The sequence below is a fragment of the Kitasatospora hibisci genome (assembly GCF_043950205.1).
Classification (GTDB): domain Bacteria; phylum Actinomycetota; class Actinomycetes; order Streptomycetales; family Streptomycetaceae; genus Kitasatospora; species Kitasatospora hibisci.
Window position 1 is genome coordinate 2785412 of record NZ_CP171642.1, and the last position, 21122, is coordinate 2806533.

Genomic DNA, 21122 nt, shown 5'->3' on the forward strand with positions numbered 1-21122 from the left:
GGTCGTTGTTTCAGAACAACACAGTGGACGCGAGCAACTGAGGACAAGCCCTCGGCCTATTAGTACCGGTCAACTCCACCCCTCACAGGGCTTCCATATCCGGCCTATCAACCCAGTCGTCTACTGGGAGCCTTACCCTCTCAAGGAGGTGGGAGTGCTCATCTCGAAGCAGGCTTCCCGCTTAGATGCTTTCAGCGGTTATCCCTCCCGAACGTAGCCAACCAGCCATGCCCTTGGCAGAACAACTGGCACACCAGAGGTTCGTCCGTCCCGGTCCTCTCGTACTAGGGACAGCCCTTCTCAACACTCCTACGCGCACAGCGGATAGGGACCGAACTGTCTCACGACGTTCTAAACCCAGCTCGCGTACCGCTTTAATGGGCGAACAGCCCAACCCTTGGGACCTACTCCAGCCCCAGGATGCGACGAGCCGACATCGAGGTGCCAAACCATCCCGTCGATATGGACTCTTGGGGAAGATCAGCCTGTTATCCCCGGGGTACCTTTTATCCGTTGAGCGACGGCGCTTCCACAAGCCACCGCCGGATCACTAGTCCCTACTTTCGTACCTGCTCGACCCGTCAGTCTCACAGTCAAGCTCCCTTGTGCACTTACACTCAACACCTGATTGCCAACCAGGCTGAGGGAACCTTTGGGCGCCTCCGTTACCCTTTAGGAGGCAACCGCCCCAGTTAAACTACCCACCAGACACTGTCCCTGATCCGGATCACGGACCCAGGTTAGACATCCAGCACGACCAGAGTGGTATTTCAACGACGACTCCACAACAACTGGCGTTGCCGCTTCAAAGTCTCCCACCTATCCTACACAAGCCGAACCGAACACCAATATCAAGCTATAGTAAAGGTCCCGGGGTCTTTCCGTCCTGCTGCGCGAAACGAGCATCTTTACTCGTAATGCAATTTCACCGGGCCTATGGTTGAGACAGTCGAGAAGTCGTTACGCCATTCGTGCAGGTCGGAACTTACCCGACAAGGAATTTCGCTACCTTAGGATGGTTATAGTTACCACCGCCGTTTACTGGCGCTTAAGTTCTCAGCTTCGCCAGAGCGAACTCTAGCTAACCGGTCCCCTTAACGTTCCAGCACCGGGCAGGCGTCAGTCCGTATACATCGCCTTACGGCTTCGCACGGACCTGTGTTTTTAGTAAACAGTCGCTTCTCGCTGGTCTCTGCGGCCACCCCCAGCTCAGACAGCACGTGTCATCACCAGGAATGGCCCCCCTTCTCCCGAAGTTACGGGGGCATTTTGCCGAGTTCCTTAACCATAGTTCACCCGAACGCCTCGGTATTCTCTACCTGACCACCTGAGTCGGTTTGGGGTACGGGCCGCCATGAAACTCGCTAGAGGCTTTTCTCGACAGCATAGGATCATCCACTTCACCACAATCGGCTCGGCATCAGGTCTCAGGCTACATGTTGTGCGGATTTGCCTACACAACGCCCTACACCCTTACCCCGGGACAACCACCGCCCGGGCTGGACTACCTTCCTGCGTCACCCCATCGCTCACCTACTACCCCGTTGGGTCACCGGCTCCACCACGTCCCATCATCCGAAGACTCCGGGCCGGCTTCACGGGCTTAGCATCAAGAGGTTCAGCGTTGGCGCTTCAAAGCGGGTACGGGAATATCAACCCGTTGTCCATCGACTACGCCTGTCGGCCTCGCCTTAGGTCCCGACTTACCCTGGGCAGATCAGCTTGACCCAGGAACCCTTGGTCAATCGGCGCAAGAGTTTCCCACTCTTGTATCGCTACTCATGCCTGCATTCTCACTCGTATACCGTCCACGACTCGATTCCTCGGCCGCTTCACCCGGCACACGACGCTCCCCTACCCATCCACACAGCCGTTGGGCCTATTATGTGAATGACACGACTTCGGTGGTGTGCTTGAGCCCCGCTACATTGTCGGCGCGGAATCACTTGACCAGTGAGCTATTACGCACTCTTTCAAGGGTGGCTGCTTCTAAGCCAACCTCCTGGTTGTCTCTGCGACTCCACATCCTTTCCCACTTAGCACACGCTTAGGGACCTTAGTCGGTGTTCTGGGCTGTTTCCCTCTCGACCATGGAGCTTATCCCCCACAGTCTCACTGCCACGCTCTCACTTACCGGCATTCGGAGTTTGGCTAAGGTCAGTAACCCGGTGAGGCCCATCGCCTATCCAGTGCTCTACCTCCGGCAAGAAACACGTGACGCTGCACCTAAATGCATTTCGGGGAGAACCAGCTATCACGGAGTTTGATTGGCCTTTCACCCCTAACCACAGGTCATCCCCCAGGTTTTCAACCCTGGTGGGTTCGGTCCTCCACACGGTCTTACCCGCGCTTCAACCTGCCCATGGCTAGATCACTCCGCTTCGGGTCTTGGGCATGCAACTGGGTCGCCCTATTCGGACTCGCTTTCGCTACGGCTACCCCACACGGGTTAACCTCGCTACACACCGCAAACTCGCAGGCTCATTCTTCAAAAGGCACGCAGTCACGGCCACCAGCAAGCTGATGACGACGCTCCCACGGCTTGTAGGCACACGGTTTCAGGTACTATTTCACTCCGCTCCCGCGGTACTTTTCACCATTCCCTCACGGTACTATCCGCTATCGGTCACCAGGGAATATTTAGGCTTAGCGGGTGGTCCCGCCAGATTCACACGGGATTTCTCGGGCCCCGTGCTACTTGGGAGATGAGCAAGCAAGCCGTACAGATTTCGCCTACGGGGGTCTTACCCTCTACGCCGGACCTTTCGCATGTCCTTCGACTATCCATACGGTTTCTGACTCGCCCAGCCGCCGGCAGACGACTGAAGCTCATTCCCACAACCCCCAAGCGGCAACCCCTGCCGGGTCTCACACCACCTAGGTTTAGCCTCATCCGGTTTCGCTCGCCACTACTCCCGGAATCACGGTTGTTTTCTCTTCCTGCGGGTACTGAGATGTTTCACTTCCCCGCGTTCCCTCCACACTGCCTATGTGTTCAGCAGCGGGTGACAGCCCATGACGACTGCCGGGTTTCCCCATTCGGACACCCCCGGATCAAAGCTCGGTTGACAGCTCCCCGGGGCCTATCGCGGCCTCCCACGTCCTTCATCGGTTCCTGGTGCCAAGGCATCCACCGTGCGCCCTTAAAAACTTGGCCACAGATGCTCGCGTCCACTGTGCAGTTCTCAAACAACGACCAGTCACCCACCTCCAAGAACCCGAAGGCACCTCTTCAGTGAGACCGGCAACTCTGAAGCAACGACCATACAGCCGTTCCCTCAGGACCCAACAACGTGCCCGACACACCCGATCAACAATCCGCGTTCCACGCCGAAGCAGTACTAACGAATCCCAACCCAGTGTGCCGAATAGTCAACGTTCCACCCATGAGCGAGCACTCCGGGACATTCGCCCGAAGCTGCTATGTGCTCCTTAGAAAGGAGGTGATCCAGCCGCACCTTCCGGTACGGCTACCTTGTTACGACTTCGTCCCAATCGCTGGTCCCACCTTCGACGGCTCCTCCCCTTACGGGTTAGGCCACCGGCTTCGGGTGTTACCGACTTTCGTGACGTGACGGGCGGTGTGTACAAGGCCCGGGAACGTATTCACCGCAGCATGCTGATCTGCGATTACTAGCAACTCCAACTTCATGGGGTCGAGTTGCAGACCCCAATCCGAACTGAGGCCGGCTTTTTGGGATTCGCTCCGCCTCGCGGCATCGCAGCCCTTTGTACCGACCATTGTAGCACGTGTGCAGCCCAAGACATAAGGGGCATGATGATTTGACGTCGTCCCCACCTTCCTCCGAGTTGACCCCGGCAGTCTCCTGTGAGTCCCCGACATTACTCGCTGGCAACACAGAACAAGGGTTGCGCTCGTTGCGGGACTTAACCCAACATCTCACGACACGAGCTGACGACAACCATGCACCACCTGTATACCGACCACAAGGGGGCGCCTATCTCTAGACGTTTCCGGCATATGTCAAGCCTTGGTAAGGTTCTTCGCGTTGCGTCGATTAAGCCACATGCTCCGCTGCTTGTGCGGGCCCCCGTCAATTCCTTTGAGTTTTAGCCTTGCGGCCGTACTCCCCAGGCGGGGAACTTAATGCGTTAGCTGCGGCACCGACGACGTGGAATGTCGCCAACACCTAGTTCCCAACGTTTACGGCGTGGACTACCAGGGTATCTAATCCTGTTCGCTCCCCACGCTTTCGCTCCTCAGCGTCAGTAATGGCCCAGAGATCCGCCTTCGCCACCGGTGTTCCTCCTGATATCTGCGCATTTCACCGCTACACCAGGAATTCCGATCTCCCCTACCACACTCTAGCCTGCCCGTATCGAATGCAGACCCGGGGTTAAGCCCCGGGCTTTCACATCCGACGCGACAGGCCGCCTACGAGCTCTTTACGCCCAATAATTCCGGACAACGCTCGCACCCTACGTATTACCGCGGCTGCTGGCACGTAGTTAGCCGGTGCTTCTTCTGCAGGTACCGTCACTTGCGCTTCTTCCCTGCTGAAAGAGGTTTACAACCCGAAGGCCGTCATCCCTCACGCGGCGTCGCTGCATCAGGCTTTCGCCCATTGTGCAATATTCCCCACTGCTGCCTCCCGTAGGAGTCTGGGCCGTGTCTCAGTCCCAGTGTGGCCGGTCGCCCTCTCAGGCCGGCTACCCGTCGTCGCCTTGGTAGGCCATTACCCCACCAACAAGCTGATAGGCCGCGGGCTCATCCTGCACCGCCGGAGCTTTCCACCAACCCCCATGCAGAGGAAGGTCATATCCGGTATTAGACCCCGTTTCCAGGGCTTGTCCCAGAGTGCAGGGCAGATTGCCCACGTGTTACTCACCCGTTCGCCACTGATCCACCCCGAAGGGCTTCACCGTTCGACTTGCATGTGTTAAGCACGCCGCCAGCGTTCGTCCTGAGCCAGGATCAAACTCTCCGTGAATGCTTGCCCGTAATCGAGCGAAACACCCGCGTTGAGCGGCACGGCAACCACCGGAATAGGGCGGCCCCGCGCACTGCGTCCTCGCTAGTGTTATTTCAAAAGGAATCTCCAACCCCGGATAATCCGGGGCCGGGGATGTCAACATATCTGGCGTTGACTTTTGGCACGCTGTTGAGTTCTCAAGGAACGGACACTTCCTTCAGGCGGCTCTCACACCGGCCCTCCGGGCGCTTCGTTCTTTCGTGTTTCCAGCTTATCAGACGATTTCCGCTCCGTTTTCCGGGGCTTCCTTCATCCAACTCGCCAGCGCCTTCCCGGGCTTGACGCCCCGTCCGACGTTTCAAACTCTAGCCGATCCCCGCCCCGAAAGGCGAATCCGGCCGCAATCCCCATAAACGCACACACCGAATAGACCCCGCCCCGAACAGGAAAGCGACAAGACGCAATCCAGCCCGAAAGGGAAGGAGTGGTGTTCCAAGGGATTGGCCGCCCCGGGACCGTCCGCGCCGATGCGTGTCCGGTGCTCCCTGCCGAGCGACTAGGGAACACTACGCCGATCCCCGGTCGGATGCAAACGGTGCTTGGAGACGCCGCCGGCCGGACCTCCGAGGGGAACGGGGTCCGGCCGACGGTTTCGGGGGGTTTCGGGGTGGTTCAGCTGTTGGTCGGGAAGCCGAGGTTGATGCCACCGTGCGACGGGTCGAGCCAGCGCTGGGTCACGGCCTTGCCCCGGGTGAAGAAGTGCACGCCGTCCGGGCCGTAGGCGTGGGAGTCGCCGAACAGCGAGGCCTTCCAGCCGCCGAAGGAGTAGTAGGCGACCGGGACCGGGATCGGCACGTTGATGCCGACCATGCCGACCTCCACGTCGTGCTGGAACCGCCGGGCCGCGCCGCCGTCGTTGGTGAAGATGGCGGTGCCGTTGCCGTACGGGTTGGCATTGATGAGGTCGATGCCCTCCTCGTACGAGGCGACGCGCACGACGGACAGTACGGGGCCGAAGATCTCGTCGTTGTAGACGGACATGCCGGGCTTCACGTGGTCGAACAGCGTGGGGCCGAGCCAGAAGCCGTCCGCGGTCGGGGCGCCGTTCTTGTCCTCGGTGGCGACCGGGTGCTTGCGGCCGTCGACGGCGAGCTCCGCACCGTCGGCGACGCCGGACTCCACGTAGGAGGTGACCTTGTCCCGGTGCTGCCCGGTGACCAGCGGTCCCATCTCGGAGTCGCCGTTACAACCGGGGCCGACCTTCAGGGTGGCCATTCGCTGCTTGATCTTCTCGACCAGCTCATCACCGATCGGATCCACCGCGACCAGGACCGAGACGGCCATGCAGCGCTCGCCCGCCGCGCCGAAGCCTGCGTTGATGGCAGCGTCCGCGCTGAGGTCGAGGTCGGCGTCCGGCAGGACCAGCATGTGGTTCTTGGCGCCGCCGAGCGCCTGGACGCGCTTGCCGTAGCGGGTGCCGGTCTCGTAGACGTAGCGGGCGATCGGGGTCGAACCGACGAAGCTGACCGCCTTGACGTCGGGGTGCTCCAGGAGGCGGTCGACGGCGACCTTGTCGCCGTGGACCACGTTGAAGACGCCGGCCGGCAGGCCCGCCTCCTTCCACAGCCCGGCCAGGAAGTTGGCGGCGGACGGATCCTTCTCCGAGGGCTTCACGACCACGGTGTTGCCGGCCGCGATGGCGATCGGGAAGAACCACATCGGCACCATGGCCGGGAAGTTGAACGGCGAGATGATCGCGACCGGGCCGAGCGGCTGGCGGATCGAGTAGACGTCGATACCGGTGGAGGCCTGCTCGCTGAAGCCGCCCTTGACCAGCTGCGGGATGCCGCAGGCGTACTCGACGACCTCCAGGCCGCGGGCGATCTCGCCGAGCGCGTCCGAGTGCACCTTGCCGTGCTCGGACACGATGATCGAGGCCAGCTCGTCCCGGCGCGCGTTGAGCAGCTCACGGAAGTTGAAGAGCACCGTGGTGCGCCTGGCGATCGAGGCGTTGCGCCACTCGGCGAAGGCCGAGGCCGCGGCGGCGACCGCCTGGTCGACCTCGGCGATCTCCGCGAAGTCGACGTGGCCCGTGACCTGGCCGGTGGCCGGGTCGAAGATGTCACCGCGACGGGGCGTGGCGCCGGCGGTGGCGACCGGCTCGCCGCCGATCCAGTGGGTGATGTGCTTGCTCAAGGTCCGTCTGCCTCCGAAGTCCCGGGCGGCATCGTGCCGCCGGTCCCTTGTCTGGCGCCGCCCGCGGGTGGGCCGGGCGACGGGATCACGGGGCTACCGCGCTCACCACCCAGTCTGGTCTCCGTCGACGCGCGCCTCAACGAACAGGCTGACGGGGATCCGGGATTCAGCCTTACAGGTCGTCGGCCGACTCCGCCGAACGGGCGCGGGCGGAGCCGTCGAAGGAAGTCCGTCAGGCGTCCGCGGACTTGTGGGCGTCCCCGCTGGGTCCCCGTCGGCGTCCTCCTCCGCGGCCTCCAGGTAGGGGTCGTGCAGCCCGTCCGGTGCCTCCTGGGTCTCCAGCAGATCGAGCCGGAGGTCCTGCGACCAGGCCAGGGCCCACCGCTTCAGCCCGTCGACCGCGCCGGCCGGGAGCCCCCGGGCGCGGAACCGCCCGTCCGCGGCCTCGGCCAGCGTCTCCAGGCGGTCGGCAAGCACGGTGAGCTGGAAGTCCGCGTCGAGCGCGGTGGCCAACGCCACCAGCTCGCCCTCCCGGTACCAGGCGGTCAGCGCGTGGACGTCGATCAGGTCCCGCGGCATGCCACGGTCGACGAGCAGCGCGGTGGTCAGCGCCGCCGCGTCCTCCAACGCGACGACCGGCACGGCCACGGCCGGCTCCCCGGGCGCGGGAACGCCGAGGTCGAGCCGGACCGGCCGGTGGCCCAGCGGTTCCTTGCGCAGCTCCACCGTGTGCGACCGCCCGCCGAGGGTCAGCCGCACCGAGAGCTGTTCGAGGCGCGGGGTGCCGGGGCGGTCGGCGACCTCGCCGCCGGCCGCCCGGTAGGCGGTGGCAAGGTCGGCGGCGGCCTCCGGCAGGTCGGTCGCGCCGCTCGTCACAAGGGTGAGCCCGTCCTGGGCGCAGGCCCGCACCCCGTGGGCGCGCAGCGCGTGCCCACCGGCGAGGGCTAGCCCGAGCCGGTCGCAGACGGGCGCGGCCAGGTCGGCGAGCCGTAGCTGAGGCGGGCCCGGGTGGGGGGCGGCGTCGACGGCGTCCGGGACGGTGGTCACGCTTCCAGTCTGACGCGGCAGGCCGCTCCGCGCGTCCACGGTCGACCGCCGCGGGGGAGGCCGACCGCAAGGGCACCCGTGAGCCTCACAGGTCGCTGAGCCGGGCGGCGGCCTCGTGCAGGGCGAGTTCCAGCAGCACCGGGTCGTTGAGCCGGCCGGAGCCGTCGGGCGGGACGAGCCAGCGCACGCCCCGGCTGCGCCGCTCGGGGTGCGGGACGACGATCCAGGTGCCCCTGCCCGCGGTGCGCACGCCGGTGCCGACCCAGCGGGCGGCGGTTCCGACGGGCACCAGGAAGCCGACGCTCTCGCCGGCGGGGTCGGTGAGAGCCGGTCCGCAGAAGCCGGTGTCCAGGATGTCGAGGGCCGGGTGGCCGAGCCGGCCGGGCACCGAGAGGACGTCCCAGCGGTGGCCGGCGGGCAGCAGCACCGGTCCCGCCCCGATGCGCTCCCACTGCGCCCGGCAGGCCTGCGGGTCCGGTGCGGCTTCGGCGAGCCAGTGCAGTCCGGCGTGCTCCGTGTCGTGTCCCTTGCGCTCCATGGCGTCTCCCGTCCCCCAGCGTGACTGCTGGCCGTCGTGCGGCGGGAACGAGAGACCCGCCGTCAACGACGAGAGGCGGACGGCGGGCATCTCTTACACGGGTACAGGGGCTTGCCCGGGGAACGGCGGCCGGTGGTCCCGGAAGCCACGTTCACCTGCGCGGGAGCCGGTCGGCGTCCCCCGCGCAGGTGAGCCGACCGAACGGTGCGGACGGGTCCGAGCGGATCAGCTGTCGAAGCCGAGCCCGAGCCGGTCGAGCGTGCGCAGCCAGAGGTTGCGGTGGCCGCCGGTGCGGTCGGCCCGCTCCAGGGAGCGGGTGGTGATCTCGATGCCGGCCCAGCGCACCGGCTCGGGCGGGAACGGCAGCGGCTTGCTGCGGACCATCTCCAGCGAGGTGCGCTCGGTCCGGGTGCCCTCCAGCAGGTCGAGCATCACCTCGGCGCCGAACCGGGTGGCGCCGACGCCGAGTCCGGTGTAGCCGGCGGCGTAGGCGACCCTGCCGCGGTAGGCGGTGTCGAAGAAGGCCGAGAACCGGCTGCAGGTGTCGATCGCGCCGCCCCAGGCGTGCGTGAAGCGCAGGCCCTCCAGCTGCGGGAAGCAGCGGAAGAAGTTGTGCGCCAGGGTGCGGAAGGTCTCCGGCCGCTGGTCGTACTCGTTCCGGACGTGCCCGCCGTAGTGGTAGACCGCGTCGTAGCCGCCCCAGAGGATCCGGTTGTCGGCGGAGAGCCGGAAGTAGTGGAACTTGTTGGCGCTGTCGCTGAGGCCCTGCCGGCCCTTCCAGCCGATCGCGGCCAGCTGCTCGGCGCTGAGCGGCTCGGTCATCAGGGCGTAGTCGTACACCGGGACGATGTACGGGCGGACGCGCTTGACCAGGGACGGGAAGGCGTTGGTGCCGAGCGCGACGCGGCGGGCGAAGACCTGTCCGTAGGGGGTGCGGACGGCCATGCCGCTGCCGTGCTCGCTCAGGGCGTTGGCCGGGGTGTGCTCGAAGATCCGCACGCCCTGGCCGAGGCAGGCCTCCTTGAGGCCCCAGGCCAGCTTCGCCGGGTGGACCATCGCCACGCCGTCCCGGTCCCAGATCCCGCCGAGGAAGGTCGGCGAGTCGACCTGGGCGCGCAGCTCGTCGCGGTCGAGCACGGTGACGTCGAGGCCGTGCCGGGCGACGGCCTCGGCCACCTCGTGCAGTTCGTCGAGCTGGTGCGGCTGGGTGGCGACGTCGATCTCGCCGGTGCGCTCCCACTCGGCGTCGATGCCGTAGCGCCCGAGGGTCGCCTCGATGCCGTCCAGGTTGGCGGCACCGAGGCGCTCCAGGTGGCCGAGCTCGGCGGGCCAGCGCTGCAGGCCGTTGCCGAAGCCGTGGGTCAGGCTGGCCGCGCAGAATCCGCCGTTGCGCCCGGAGGCCGCCCACCCCACCTCCTTGCCCTCGACCAGGACGACGTCCAGCGAGGGGTCGCGCTCCTTGGCGATGAGGGCGGTCCAGAGGCCGGAGTAGCCGCCGCCGACGACCAGCAGGTCGCAGGTGGTGCCGCCGACCAGGGCGGGCAGTGCCGCCGGCCGGCCCGGGTCCTCCAGCCAGAAGGGGGTGGGCCTGGCGTCACTGAGTGCGCGGGCGGAGTCCATGCATTATCAGCCACTTTCTGCACATTGGTGGTGGTTGTCCGGCCGTCTCCCCGACGGTACGCCGGGGAGACGGCCGGGGTGGTCAGGCAGCGGCCTTCCGGCGGTTCCCGAGCCACTGACCGGCGACGGTGAGCACGACGGCGGCGATGAACATCGCGGTGCCGATGACGTTCACCTGCACCGGGATGCCGCGCTGCGAGGCGCCCCAGACGAACATCGGGAAGGTGACCGTGGTCGGGCCCGAGTTGAACTGGGTGATGATGAAGTCGTCGAAGGAGAGCGCGAAGCTGAGCAGCGCGCCGGCCGCGATGCCGGGGGCGGCGAGGGGCAGGGTGATCCGCAGGAAGGTCTGGGTCGGCGTGGCGTAGAGGTCCTGGGCGGCCTGTTCGAGCCTCGGGTCCATGCTCATCACGCGGGCCTTGACCGCCGTCACCACGAAGCTCAGGCAGAACATGATGTGCGCGATGAGGATCGTGGTGAAGCCGAACGGGATGCGCATGTTGAGGAACAGCGTGCCGAGCGAGGCGGCCATGACCACCTCGGGCATGGCCATCGGCAGGAAGATCATCGCGGTGGTGGCGGAGCGGCCGCGGAAGCGGTAGCGGGCCAGCGCGAAGGCGACCATGGTGCCGAGCACGGTGGCGCCGATCGTGGCGAGCACGGCGACCTGGAGGCTCAGCGAGAGCGACTGGCACATGTCGGCGACGCCGCAGGGGTCGGTCCAGGCGTCGGTGGAGAACTCGTTCCACTCGTAGTTGAACTTGCCGACCGGCTTGTTGAACGAGAAGGCGAGGACCACCAGGTTGGGCAGCACCAGGTAGGCCAGGGCCAGCAGGCCTGCCAGCACCACCAGGTGGGCGCGGATCCACGTGAACACTCGGGACATCAGACCAGTTCCTCCGTCCCGGCCTTGCGCATGTAGACCGTCACCATGCCCAGGATCAGGGCCATCAGGATGAAGCTGAGCGCGGCGGCCGTGGGGTAGTCGAGCACGTTCAGGAACTGCTTCTGGATGCCGTTGCCGACCATCTGCTCGCTCGGCGAGCCCAGCAGCTGGGCGTTGATGTAGTCGCCGGAGGCCGGGATGAAGGTGAGCAGCGTGCCCGCGACCACGCCGGGGAGCGAGATCGGGAAGGTCACCTTGCGGAAGGTGGTGAACGGGCGGGCGTAGAGGTCGCCGGCCGCCTCGTGCAGGCGCGGGTCGATCCGCTCCAGCGAGGTGTACAACGGCAGGATCATGAACGGCAGGAAGTTGTAGGTGAGGCCGCAGACCACGGCGAGCGGTGTGGCCAGCACGCGGTCGCCGGAGGTGAGGCCGAGCGCACTGGTGACGTCCAGGACGTGCAGCGCGTTGAGGGCGCCGACCACCGGGCCGCCGTCCGAGAGGATGGTCTTCCAGGCCAGCGTGCGGATCAGGAAGCTGGTGAAGAACGGCGCGATCACCAGGATCAGGATGACGTTGCGCCAGCGCTTCCCGGCCTTGAAGGCGATCGTGTACGCGAGCGGGTAGCCGACGGCCAGGCAGAGCAGGGTCGCGGTGGCGGCGTAGCCGAACGATCGGACGAAGTGCCAGCGGTACTCGACCAGGGCGTCCCAGTAGGTGGAGACGTGCCAGGTGACGCGGAAGCCGTCCTCCAGCGAGCCGGTCTGCAGCGAGGTGGAGGCCTGGTAGACCATCGGCACCGCGAAGAAGACGACCAGCCAGGCGATGCCGGGCAGCAGCAGCCAGTACGGGGTGAGCTTGCGCCGCGTCCTCGGGGCGGGCGCCGGGGGCGTGCCGCCGTCGGGGGGTATGGCCTGCGGCGGCGCGGCCGCGGTGGTGGTGGTCATGCCGCGGCCTCCCCGGTGCCCGCGTCGATCGCCTGGGAGGCGTCCAGGGCGAAGGAGTGCGCGGGGTTCCAGTGCAGGACGACGGGCGCGCCTGGGACGATCCGGGCGTCGCGCTCCATGTTCTGCTCGAAGACCGTCACCTCCTGGCCGCCGTCGGTGCGCACCACGTACTGGGTGGAGACGCCGATGAAACTGGAGTCGAGCACGGTGCCGGCCAGCCGGTTGCGGCCGTCGCCGACCTCGGCGGAGGCGTGCTCGATGGTGATCTTCTCCGGCCGCACGCCGAGGTGGACCTTGGTGGCGTCGGTGGCGCAGCGGGCCTTCGGGACGGCGAGCCGGACGCCGGCGGCGGTGAGCAGCAGGTCGCCGCCCTCGCTGCCGCTGACGTCGGCGGGCAGCAGGTTGGACTGGCCGAGGAAGTTGGCCACGAAGGTGGTGCCGGGGTTCTCGTAGAGGTCGGCGGGGGCGCCGAGCTGCTCGACCTGGCCTCCGTTCATCACCGCGATGGTGTCGGCCATGGTCATGGCCTCCTCCTGGTCGTGGGTGACGTGGACGAAGGTGATGCCGACCTCGGTCTGGATCCGCTTGAGCTCCAGCTGCATCTGGCGGCGGAGCTTGAGGTCGAGGGCGCCGAGCGGCTCGTCGAGGAGCAGCACCTGCGGGTGGTTGATCAGCGCGCGGGCGACGGCGACGCGCTGCTGCTGGCCGCCGGAGAGCTGGTGCGGCTTGCGCCGGGCGTACTGGCCGAGTTCGACGAGTTCGAGCATCTCGTCGACCTGCTTCTTGACGTCCTTCTTGCCGCGCCGGCGCAGGCCGAAGGCGACGTTCTCGAAGATGTCGAGGTGCGGGAAGAGCGCGTAGCTCTGGAAGACGGTGTTCACCGGCCGCTTGTACGGGGGCAGGGCGGTGACGTCCTGGCCGCCGATCAGGACGGTGCCGGTGGTGGGCTCCTCCAGGCCGGCGATCATCCGCAGCGTGGTGGTCTTGCCACAGCCGGAGGCGCCGAGCAGGGCGAAGAAGGACCCCTGCGGGATGGTCAGGTCCAGCGGGTGGACCGCGGTGAAGGAGCCGTAGGTCTTGCCGATGCCGGTGAGGCGGACGTCGCCGCCGGCGGCCGCGGAGCTCTGCTGCTCTGTCATGGGTGCTGTCTCTCTGGTTTCTCTGCCGTCAGTGGGGGTCAGGCGCCGATGAGCTTGGAGAACTTCTCCTCGAAGTCGCTCTCCTCGGTCTCGGTGAGGCTCCGGAAGACGTGCGCCTTGGCCGCCATCTCGGGGGTGGGGACGACCAGCGGGTTGGCCGCGCTGTCCGGGGCGAGGGTGGCCAGTTCCTCCTTCACGCCGGTGACGGCGGAGACGAAGCCGATGCCCGCGGTCAGCTGCGCCGCGATCTTCGGCTGATAGTAGAAGTCGATCAGCTTCTCGGCGTTCGTCTTGTGCTGGGCCTTGGCCGGGACCAGCAGGTTGTCGGTACTGGTCACGAAGCCCTTCTCGGGGATGACGAACTCGATGTCCGGGTTGTCGGCGCGCAGTTGGATCAGGTCACCGCCCCAGGCGACGCAGGCGGCGATGTCTCCGGAGGAGAGCTCCTGGCCGTAGTCGTTGCCGGTGAAGCGACGGATCTGCTTGCTGTCGACGGCCTTCTGCAGCCGGGCGATCGCGGCGCCGTAGTCGTCGGCGGTGAACTTCGCCGGGTCCTTGCCCATGTCCAGCAGGGTGATGCCGATGCTGTCGCGCATCTCGGAGAGGAAGGTCACCCGGCCCTTGAGGTCGGGGTCCTCCAGCAGCTGGGAGACGCTGGTGACCTCCTTCCCCTTGGTGGCCTTCTTGTTGTAGGCGATGACCACCTGGATGCCGGCCCACGGGTAGCTGTAGAGCCGGCCCGGGTCCCAGTCCGGGGCGCGGAAGCGGGACTCGACGTTGGTGATGGCGGTGGTGAGGTTGGCCGGGTTGAGCTTCTGCGCCCAGCCGAAGCGGATCAGCCGGGCGGCCATCCAGTCGGTGAGCACCATCAGGTCGCGGCCGGTGTCCTGGCCCGCCGCGAGCTGCGGCTTCACCTTGCCGAAGAACTCGACGTTGTCGTTGACGTCCTCGGTGTACTTGACCTTGATCCCGGTGGCGGCGGTGAAGGCCTCCAGGGTGCCGTGCTTCTCCGTGTCGTTCTCGTCGGTGTCGACGTAGAGCGGCCAGTTGGAGAAGTTCACCTCCTTCTCGCTGTCCGAGAGGTCCTCGGCGGCGTTCGCGGTGGACTCGCCGGTCCCGTCGGTGCTCCTGGCCGGCGGGATACCGCAGGCGGCCAGCGAACCCGCGCCGGCGGTGAGGGCGGCGGCGCGCAGCACGGTGCGCCGGCTGAGGGCGGCCCGGCCGCTGGTCAGACTGCGTTCCCAGGCCTTGCGGACCGGTTCCGACAATCCGTCGGTGAGCTCGTTGAACGCCATGGGACGGGCCTCCTGGGGGGCGAAGGGGGGGTGTGGGGACCACCCGGGTCCGGTTATCTGTCTCCGAAGACGGTGCGGTGCCAGTCCTTGCGGGCGACCGCGGTGGTGTCGAACATGACGTGCTTGACCTGGGTGTACTCGTCCAGCGAGTACTGCGACATGTCCTTGCCGTAGCCGGAGGACTTGTAGCCGCCGTGGGGCATCTCGCTGATGATCGGGATGTGGTCGTTGACCCAGACGCAGCCGGCCGCGAGCTCGCGGGTGGCCCGCAGCGACCGGTGGACGTTGCCGGTCCAGGCCGAGGCGGCCAGGCCGTAGGGGGTGTCGTTGGCCAGCCGCAGGCCCTCGTCGTCGCCGTCGAAGGGCAGTACGACCAGGACCGGGCCGAAGACCTCGCCCTGGACGACCTCGCTGTCCTGGGCGGCGCCGGTGATCAGGGTGGGGCGGTAGTAGGCGCCGCGGGTGAGGTCGGTGCCGTCGTGGCCCTTCTCCGGCGCGGCGCCGCCGGTGACCACGGTCGCGTACCCGCGGGCGCGCTCGACGAAGCCGGCCACCCGGTCGCGGTGGGTGAAGGAGACCAGCGGGCCGAGGTCGGTCTGCGGGTCGAGCGGGTCGCCCAGCCGGATCGCGCCGTACAGCTCGGCCACGCCGGCCACGAACGCGTCGTAGAGCGGCCGCTGGACGTAGGCGCGGGTCGCCGCGGTGCAGTCCTGACCGCTGTTGATCAGCGAGGCGGCGACCGCGCCGTGCACGGCGGCGTCCAGGTCGGCGTCGTCGAAGACGACGAACGGGGCCTTGCCGCCGAGCTCCAGGTGGGTGCGCTTGACGGTCGCGGTGGCGAGTTCGGCGACCCGCTTGCCGACCTGGGTGGAGCCGGTGAAGGAGACCATCGCGACGTCCGGGTGCACGACCAGGTGCTCCCCCGCGACCCGGCCGGCACCGGTGACGACGTTGACCACGCCGTCCGGGACGCCGGCCAGGGTGCAGGCGCGGGCGAACATCAGCGAGGTGAGCGGGGTCAGCTCGGCCGGCTTGAGGACGATCGTGTTGCCGGCGGCGATCGCCGGGAGGATCTTCCAGGCGGCCATCTGCAGCGGGTAGTTCCAGGGCGAGATCGAGCCGACCACGCCGATCGCCTCGCGCCGCACGTACGAGGTGTGGTCGCCGGAGTACTCGCCGGCCGCCCTGCCCTCCAGGTTGCGGGCGGCCCCGGCGAAGAAGGCGGTGTTGTCGATGGTGCCGGGGACGTCGAACTCGGTGGAGAGCTTGATCGGCTTGCCGGTCTGCGAGGTCTCCACCCGGGCGAGGTCGGCGGCCGCGTCGGTGAGGACGGCGGCCAGCCGGGTCAGCACCTCGGAACGCGCAGCGGGCGTGGCCCCGGCCCACCCGGGCAGGGCGGACCGGGCGGCGGCGACGGCCTCGTCGACCTGGCCGGCGGAGGCCAGCGCGAGCTCCTCGACGACGCTGCCGTCGGCGGGGTTGACGACCTGGAAGGGATCACCGCTCCCCCGGCTCTGCCGGCCCGCGATGTACTGCGCGCCCGCGCCGAAGTGGGTCAGGTCCATCTGGTTCCTCCAAGTCCCGGTGGTTCGAGTGCCGCACGGACGGCCGCGTCGGCCCCCGTCGTGCTGCACGCGCCGACGGGCCGAGGGCCCGCACCGGCGTCGTACGGCTGGTCGAGCCGCCGCGCTCGGGGTGCGGGGGAATCCGTCCGGTCGATCACCGGGGAGCGCGATCCTGGCAGGCCCGCCGGACACCCGACAAGGGATTCCGCCGTTGCGTTCTGGTCACGCGACGGATTCCGACGGTGCTGTCCGGGGCTCGCCACAGCCGACCCGCTGACCATGCCCGCTGCCGCCGCCGCGTGACAAGGGTCACTCCGACAACCTCGGGGCGAAGCGCCTTACAAGGTGCAAGGCTTCGGGCAGGGCAACAGGTCGTCGCCGCGATGGATGATTTACCTGACACTCTGAACCCTGGAGGCCCCGCGATGCTCCCCACCGTCGCCCGTGTGCTCGACCTGGAGGTGATGCGCCGCGGCCTCCCCCAGGTGGTGGCCGGCGCCGACCGGCTGGAGCGCCCCGTCCGCTGGGTCCACGTCAGCGAGCTGCCCGACGTCGCCGGCGTGCTCCAGGGCGGCGAGCTGGTCCTGACCACCGGGATCGCCCTGCCCGGGGACCGCGAGGGCCTGGCCCGGTACGTGCGCGAGCTGGACGAGGTCGGCGTGGCCGGGCTGGTCATCGAGTTCGGCCGGCGCTACTTCGACTCGCTGCCGCGCGCCCTGGTCCACGCCGCCGAGCAGCGCGGCCTGCCGCTGATCGCCCTCCGCCGCGAACTGCGCTTCGTCGCCGTCACCGAGGCCGTGCACGCGCTGGTGGTCAACGCCCAGCTGGAGCAGCTGCGCACCTCGGAGGCGGTCCACCAGGTCTTCAACGAACTGGTGGTGGAGGGCGCCGAGCCGGCCGAGGTGGTGCGGCAGGTGGCCCGGATGGCCGGCGCACCGGTGGTCCTGGAGAACCTCGCCCACCAGGTGCTGGCGCACGACGCCGCGGGCCGGCCGGAGACCGAGCTGCTGGAGGACTGGGAGCGCCGCTCACGCGGTGTCCGCCCGGCCGGGCGGACCGGCCACGACCCGCGCAGCGGCTGGCTGGTGACCACGGTCGGCGCCCGCGGCCAGGACTGGGGGCGGCTGGTGTTGGTGCAGGACCCGGGGGCGTTGCCGGACGGCGACCCGCACCCGCACACCATGCTGCTGGAGCGCGGGGCCTCCGCCCTGGCGCTGAACCGGCTGGTGGTCCGGGACCGGGAGAGCCTGGAGCGGCAGACCCACCGCACCCTGCTCTCCGGCATCCTCACCCACGCGCTGACCGTCTCCGAGGTGGCCCTGCGCGCGCAGGCGCTGGGTGTGCCGCTGGAGGGCCGGCGCCTGGTCGGCGTGGTGCTGCGGCAGCGGCGCGGGCCGATCCCGGCGGCGCTGGAGGCCCAGGCCCGGCTACGCGACTTCACCGAGCTGGCCGCCGGTGCCGTCCGCGGCTGCCGGCTGTCCGCCCTGGTCGGCGCGCTGGACGACGAGGGCGTGGGCGTGCTGATCGCGCTCGGTGCCCAGCAGGACGAGCACACCGCGCTGGACGCCTTCGCCGCCGCGCTGCGCCGGCTGACCGCGGAGTCCTCCCGGGACGCCGCGCCCGCGCCGGCCCCGGTCATCGCGGTCGGCTCCTCGGTCGGATCGGTCCGCGACGCCCGGCGCACCCTGCTGGAGGCCACCCAGGTCGCCGACGCCGCGCTGCACGACGCGCCCGGCGGCCGGGCGGCCGCGTACTACCGGCTGCCCGACGTCCGCCTGCGCGGCCTGCTCCACCTGCTGCGCGACGACGCCCGGCTGCAGACCTACGTGGAGCGCGAGCTGGGCCCGCTGCTCGCGTACGACGCGGAGCACAACGGCCAGCTGGTGCAGATGCTGCGGATCTACCTGGAGCAGGGCCGGAACAAGTCCGCGGCGGCGGACGCCGCGCACCTGTCCCGGCCGTCCTTCTACGACCGGCTGCACAAGGTCGAGCGGATCCTCGGCGTCGACCTCGACCAGGTCGAGTCCTGCCTCTCCCTGCACGTGGCCCTGCTGGCGCTGGACGCCGTGCGCCGGTAGCCCTGGGCCCCGGCGCGCCCCCGGCGGGCCCGGTGACCCCCGGCCCGGGACGACGGGCCGGGACGACGGGCCGGGACCGGGCGGCTACACCCCGGTGATGCGGGTCCAGACCTTGTGCAGGTCCGGCCGCTCGGCGGCGGAGACGTCGCGCATGGTGTGCAGCCGGGCCCGCATCTCCTCGGTCGGGAAGACGAGCGGGTGCTCCGCCAGCTCGGCCGTCTCCCGGTCCCCGCTGTCGGCCAGCACCTCGCGGGCGGCCGGCACCGGGCAGATGTACTGCACGGCGGCGGCCAGCTCGGCCGCCACCTCCGGCCGGTAGTAGTGGTCGATCAGCAGTTCGGCGTTGCGCTTGTGCCCGGCCCGGTTGGGGACCAGCAGGCTCTCCGCCCAGAGCTCGCCGCCCTCCTCGGGCACCACGAAGGCGATGTCCGGGTTCTCGGCGGTGAGCTGGACGGCGTCGCCGGAGTACGCCTGGCAGGCCAGCGCGGCGCCGGAGGCGAGGTCGCTGGTGTAGTCGTTGCCGGTGAAGCGCCGGATGTGCCGGCTGTCGACCATCCGCTGCACCTGGTCCATCGCCCGGTGCGCGTCGTCCCCGGTGAAGGCCGAGATGTCGGCGCCGTGGGAGAGCATCAGCAGGCCGAGCGCCTCGTCCAGCCCGGCGAAGAGGGTGACCCGGCCCTTCAGGTCCGGCGCCCAGAGGTCGGTGACGGACGCCAGCTCCCGGCCGAGCTCCTTGCGGTTGTAGGCGATGCCGGTGATCCCGGACTGCCAGGGCACGCTGCGCCGCCGGCCGGGGTCGAACGCCGGGTCGGCCAGCTGTGGGTCCAGCTGGGCTGTGACGTTGGGCAGGTTGGCCCGGTCCAGGGTCTGCACCCAGCCGAGCGAGACGTACCGGCCGGCCATCCAGTCGCTGACCACCATCAGGTCGCGGCCGGGGTCGGTGCCCTGGGTGAGCACCGGGCCCATCTTGCCGAAGAACTCGTCGTTGTCGTTGATGTCCTCGGTGTAGGTGACCTCGATCCCGGTCCGCTCGGTGAAGGCGTCCAGGGTCGGGCGCCGGCCGTCGTCGTCCGTGTCGATGTACTGCGTCCAGTTGGAGAAGCCCAGCCGCTTCTCGCCCTCCGAGCGGTCGGGGACCGAGCGGCGGTCCTCGGCCACGTAGGCGGCCGGGATGCCGCAGCCGGTCAGGGCGCCGGCCCCGAACAGTCCGGCGGCGCCGAGGACGCCGCGGCGGCTCGGACGGCGGGCACCGGTCGGGCGGCGGGGCAGGGTGGTGCTGGGCATGGTGGGGCTGGGCATGGTGGGGCCTCCGGAGCGTGGGACGGCCCCGGGCGCACGGGCACCCGGGGCCGTCCTCTTCGGTGTGTCAGACAGCGTGCGCGTCGGTCAGCGACAGCACCTCGTCGAGGACCGCGAGGCCGGCCTTCGCCTCCTCCTCGGTGACGGTGCACGGCGGGACGACGTGGAAGCGGTTCATGTTGACGAACGGCCAGAGCCCGCGCTGCTTGCAGGCGGCGGCCAGCTCGGCCATCGGCGCGTTGGCGGCGCCGGCCGCGTTGTACGGCACCAGCGGCTCACGGGTCCCGCGGTCCTTCACCAGGTCCAGCGCCCAGAACACGCCGAGGCCGCGGACCTCACCGATCGACGGGTGACGCTCGGCCAGCTCGCGCAGGCCGGGGCCGAGGACGTTCTCGCCGATGCTCCGGGCGTTCTCGACGATGCCCTCCTCCGCCATGGTGTTGATCGTGGCGACGGCCGAGGCGCAGGCGAGCGGGTGTCCCGAGTAGGTGAGCCCGCCGGGGAACGGCCGCTCGGCGAAGGTCGCGGCGATCTCCCCGCTGATCGCCACGCCGCCGAGCGGGACGTAGCCCGAGTTGACGCCCTTGGCGAAGGTCAGCAGGTCCGGGGTGACGCCCCAGTGGTCGGCGGCGAACCAGGCGCCGGTGCGGCCGAAGCCGGCCATCACCTCGTCCAGGATGAAGACGATCCCGTACCGGTCGCAGATCTCCCGGACCCCGGCCAGGTAGCCGGCCGGCGGGATCAGGATGCCGGCGGTGCCGACCACCGTCTCCAGGATGATCGCCGCGATCGTCCCCGGGCCCTCGAACGCGATCACCTGCTCCAGGTGCTCCAGCGCGCGCTCGCACTCCTGCGCCTCGTTCTCGGCGTGGAAGTTGGAGCGGTAGGCGTACGGGCCCCAGAAGTGGACCACGCCGGAGACGCCGGTCTCGTTGGCCCAGCGGCGCGGGTCGCCGGTGAGGGCGATCGCGTTGGCGGTGGCGCCGTGGTACGACCGGTAGGTCGACATGACCTTCTGCCGCCCGGTGTGCAGCCGCGCCAGCCGGATGGCGTTCTCGTTCGCCTCGGCGCCGCCGTTGGTGAAGAAGATCTTGTCGAGGTCGCCGGGCGTGCGCTCGGCGATCAGCCGGGCCGCCTCGCTGCGGGGCTCGACGGCGAAGCCGGGCGCCATGGTGCAGAGCTTCGCGGCCTGTTCCTGGATCGCGGCGACGACCTTCGGGTGCTGGTGCCCGATGTTGGTGTTCACCAGCTGGGAGGAGAAGTCGAGGTAGCGGTTGCCCTCGTAGTCCCAGAAGTACGAGCCCTCGGCGCCGGCCACCGCGAGGGGGTCGATCAGCGCCTGGGCGGACCACGAGTGGAAGACGTGCGCGCGGTCGGCGGCCTTGACGGCCTGGCCGGCGGCTGAGTCAGCGGTGGGGATGCTCATGCGGCAAGGCTATGGAGTCCGGCCCCCGAGGGGCAGGTCCATCTTGTCAGGCGGTCGGGCGGGCAGCCGACAGGGTGACAAGACACAGGGCCCGGGTCGAAACGACCCGGGCCCGTTGTCGGATCACCTGATCGGGGGATCGGCGATCACACGGT

The 21122-nt window shown here is 68.5% G+C and carries 12 protein-coding genes and 2 rRNA genes; 1 reads left to right on the forward strand and 13 read right to left on the reverse strand.

The window, feature by feature from the left end; translation table 11 throughout:
- Nucleotides 1-39: 39 nt before the first annotated feature.
- From ACF9IK_RS11810 to ACF9IK_RS11860, 11 genes are all read right to left on the reverse strand, one after another.
- A 23S ribosomal RNA gene (locus ACF9IK_RS11810) occupies nucleotides 40-3157 on the reverse strand.
- Nucleotides 3158-3436: 279 nt separating this feature from the next.
- Nucleotides 3437-4952: ribosomal RNA gene (locus tag ACF9IK_RS11815) — 16S ribosomal RNA — on the reverse strand.
- The 16S and 23S rRNA genes sit together here, the layout of an rRNA operon.
- A gap of 654 nt (nucleotides 4953-5606) precedes the next feature.
- Nucleotides 5607-7130: a CoA-acylating methylmalonate-semialdehyde dehydrogenase gene (locus ACF9IK_RS11820; RefSeq protein WP_395294192.1), complete on the reverse strand. Its 1524-nt coding sequence runs from the start codon at nucleotides 7128-7130 to the stop codon at nucleotides 5607-5609.
- A gap of 102 nt (nucleotides 7131-7232) precedes the next feature.
- Nucleotides 7233-8177, reverse strand: a complete 945-nt coding sequence (locus tag ACF9IK_RS11825) for a nucleotidyl transferase AbiEii/AbiGii toxin family protein (RefSeq protein ID WP_395294193.1) — start codon at nucleotides 8175-8177, stop codon at nucleotides 7233-7235.
- An 85-nt stretch (nucleotides 8178-8262) separates the two neighbouring features.
- On the reverse strand, nucleotides 8263-8715 hold the full coding sequence (locus tag ACF9IK_RS11830) for a hypothetical protein (RefSeq protein ID WP_395294194.1): 453 nt from the start codon (nucleotides 8713-8715) through the stop codon (nucleotides 8263-8265).
- Between the two features lie 225 nt (nucleotides 8716-8940).
- Complete coding sequence (locus ACF9IK_RS11835; protein WP_395294195.1) at nucleotides 8941-10335, reverse strand: NAD(P)/FAD-dependent oxidoreductase; 1395 nt, start codon at nucleotides 10333-10335, stop codon at nucleotides 8941-8943.
- 82 nt (nucleotides 10336-10417) lie between these two features.
- Nucleotides 10418-11221, reverse strand: a complete 804-nt coding sequence (locus ACF9IK_RS11840) for an ABC transporter permease (protein ID WP_395294196.1) — start codon at nucleotides 11219-11221, stop codon at nucleotides 10418-10420.
- Complete coding sequence (locus tag ACF9IK_RS11845; protein WP_395294197.1) at nucleotides 11221-12165, reverse strand: ABC transporter permease; 945 nt, start codon at nucleotides 12163-12165, stop codon at nucleotides 11221-11223. Before ACF9IK_RS11845 ends, ACF9IK_RS11840 begins: the two co-directional genes overlap by 1 nt.
- A complete protein-coding gene (locus ACF9IK_RS11850) occupies nucleotides 12162-13304 on the reverse strand; it encodes an ABC transporter ATP-binding protein (RefSeq protein ID WP_395294198.1) in 1143 nt (380 codons plus the stop codon). The genes ACF9IK_RS11845 and ACF9IK_RS11850 overlap by 4 nt, the downstream gene beginning before the upstream one ends.
- 38 nt (nucleotides 13305-13342) lie before the next feature.
- Entirely contained in the window at nucleotides 13343-14599 is a 1257-nt protein-coding gene (locus ACF9IK_RS11855) for an ABC transporter substrate-binding protein (RefSeq protein WP_395294199.1), read from the reverse strand.
- A gap of 53 nt (nucleotides 14600-14652) precedes the next feature.
- A complete protein-coding gene (locus tag ACF9IK_RS11860) occupies nucleotides 14653-16164 on the reverse strand; it encodes a gamma-aminobutyraldehyde dehydrogenase (protein ID WP_395294200.1) in 1512 nt (503 codons plus the stop codon).
- 425 nt (nucleotides 16165-16589) lie between these two features.
- Between ACF9IK_RS11860 and ACF9IK_RS11865 the strand changes: the two genes are divergently transcribed.
- Nucleotides 16590-18242, forward strand: a complete 1653-nt coding sequence (locus ACF9IK_RS11865; protein WP_395294201.1) for a PucR family transcriptional regulator — start codon at nucleotides 16590-16592, stop codon at nucleotides 18240-18242.
- A gap of 84 nt (nucleotides 18243-18326) precedes the next feature.
- Here the strand turns inward: ACF9IK_RS11865 and ACF9IK_RS11870 are convergent, their stop codons facing one another.
- Together ACF9IK_RS11870 and ACF9IK_RS11875 are read right to left on the reverse strand one after the other, a co-directional pair.
- A complete protein-coding gene (locus ACF9IK_RS11870) occupies nucleotides 18327-19526 on the reverse strand; it encodes a polyamine ABC transporter substrate-binding protein (RefSeq protein ID WP_395298547.1) in 1200 nt (399 codons plus the stop codon).
- Between the two features lie 82 nt (nucleotides 19527-19608).
- On the reverse strand, nucleotides 19609-20967 hold the full coding sequence (locus tag ACF9IK_RS11875) for an aspartate aminotransferase family protein (RefSeq protein ID WP_395294202.1): 1359 nt from the start codon (nucleotides 20965-20967) through the stop codon (nucleotides 19609-19611).
- Nucleotides 20968-21122 lie beyond the last annotated feature (155 nt).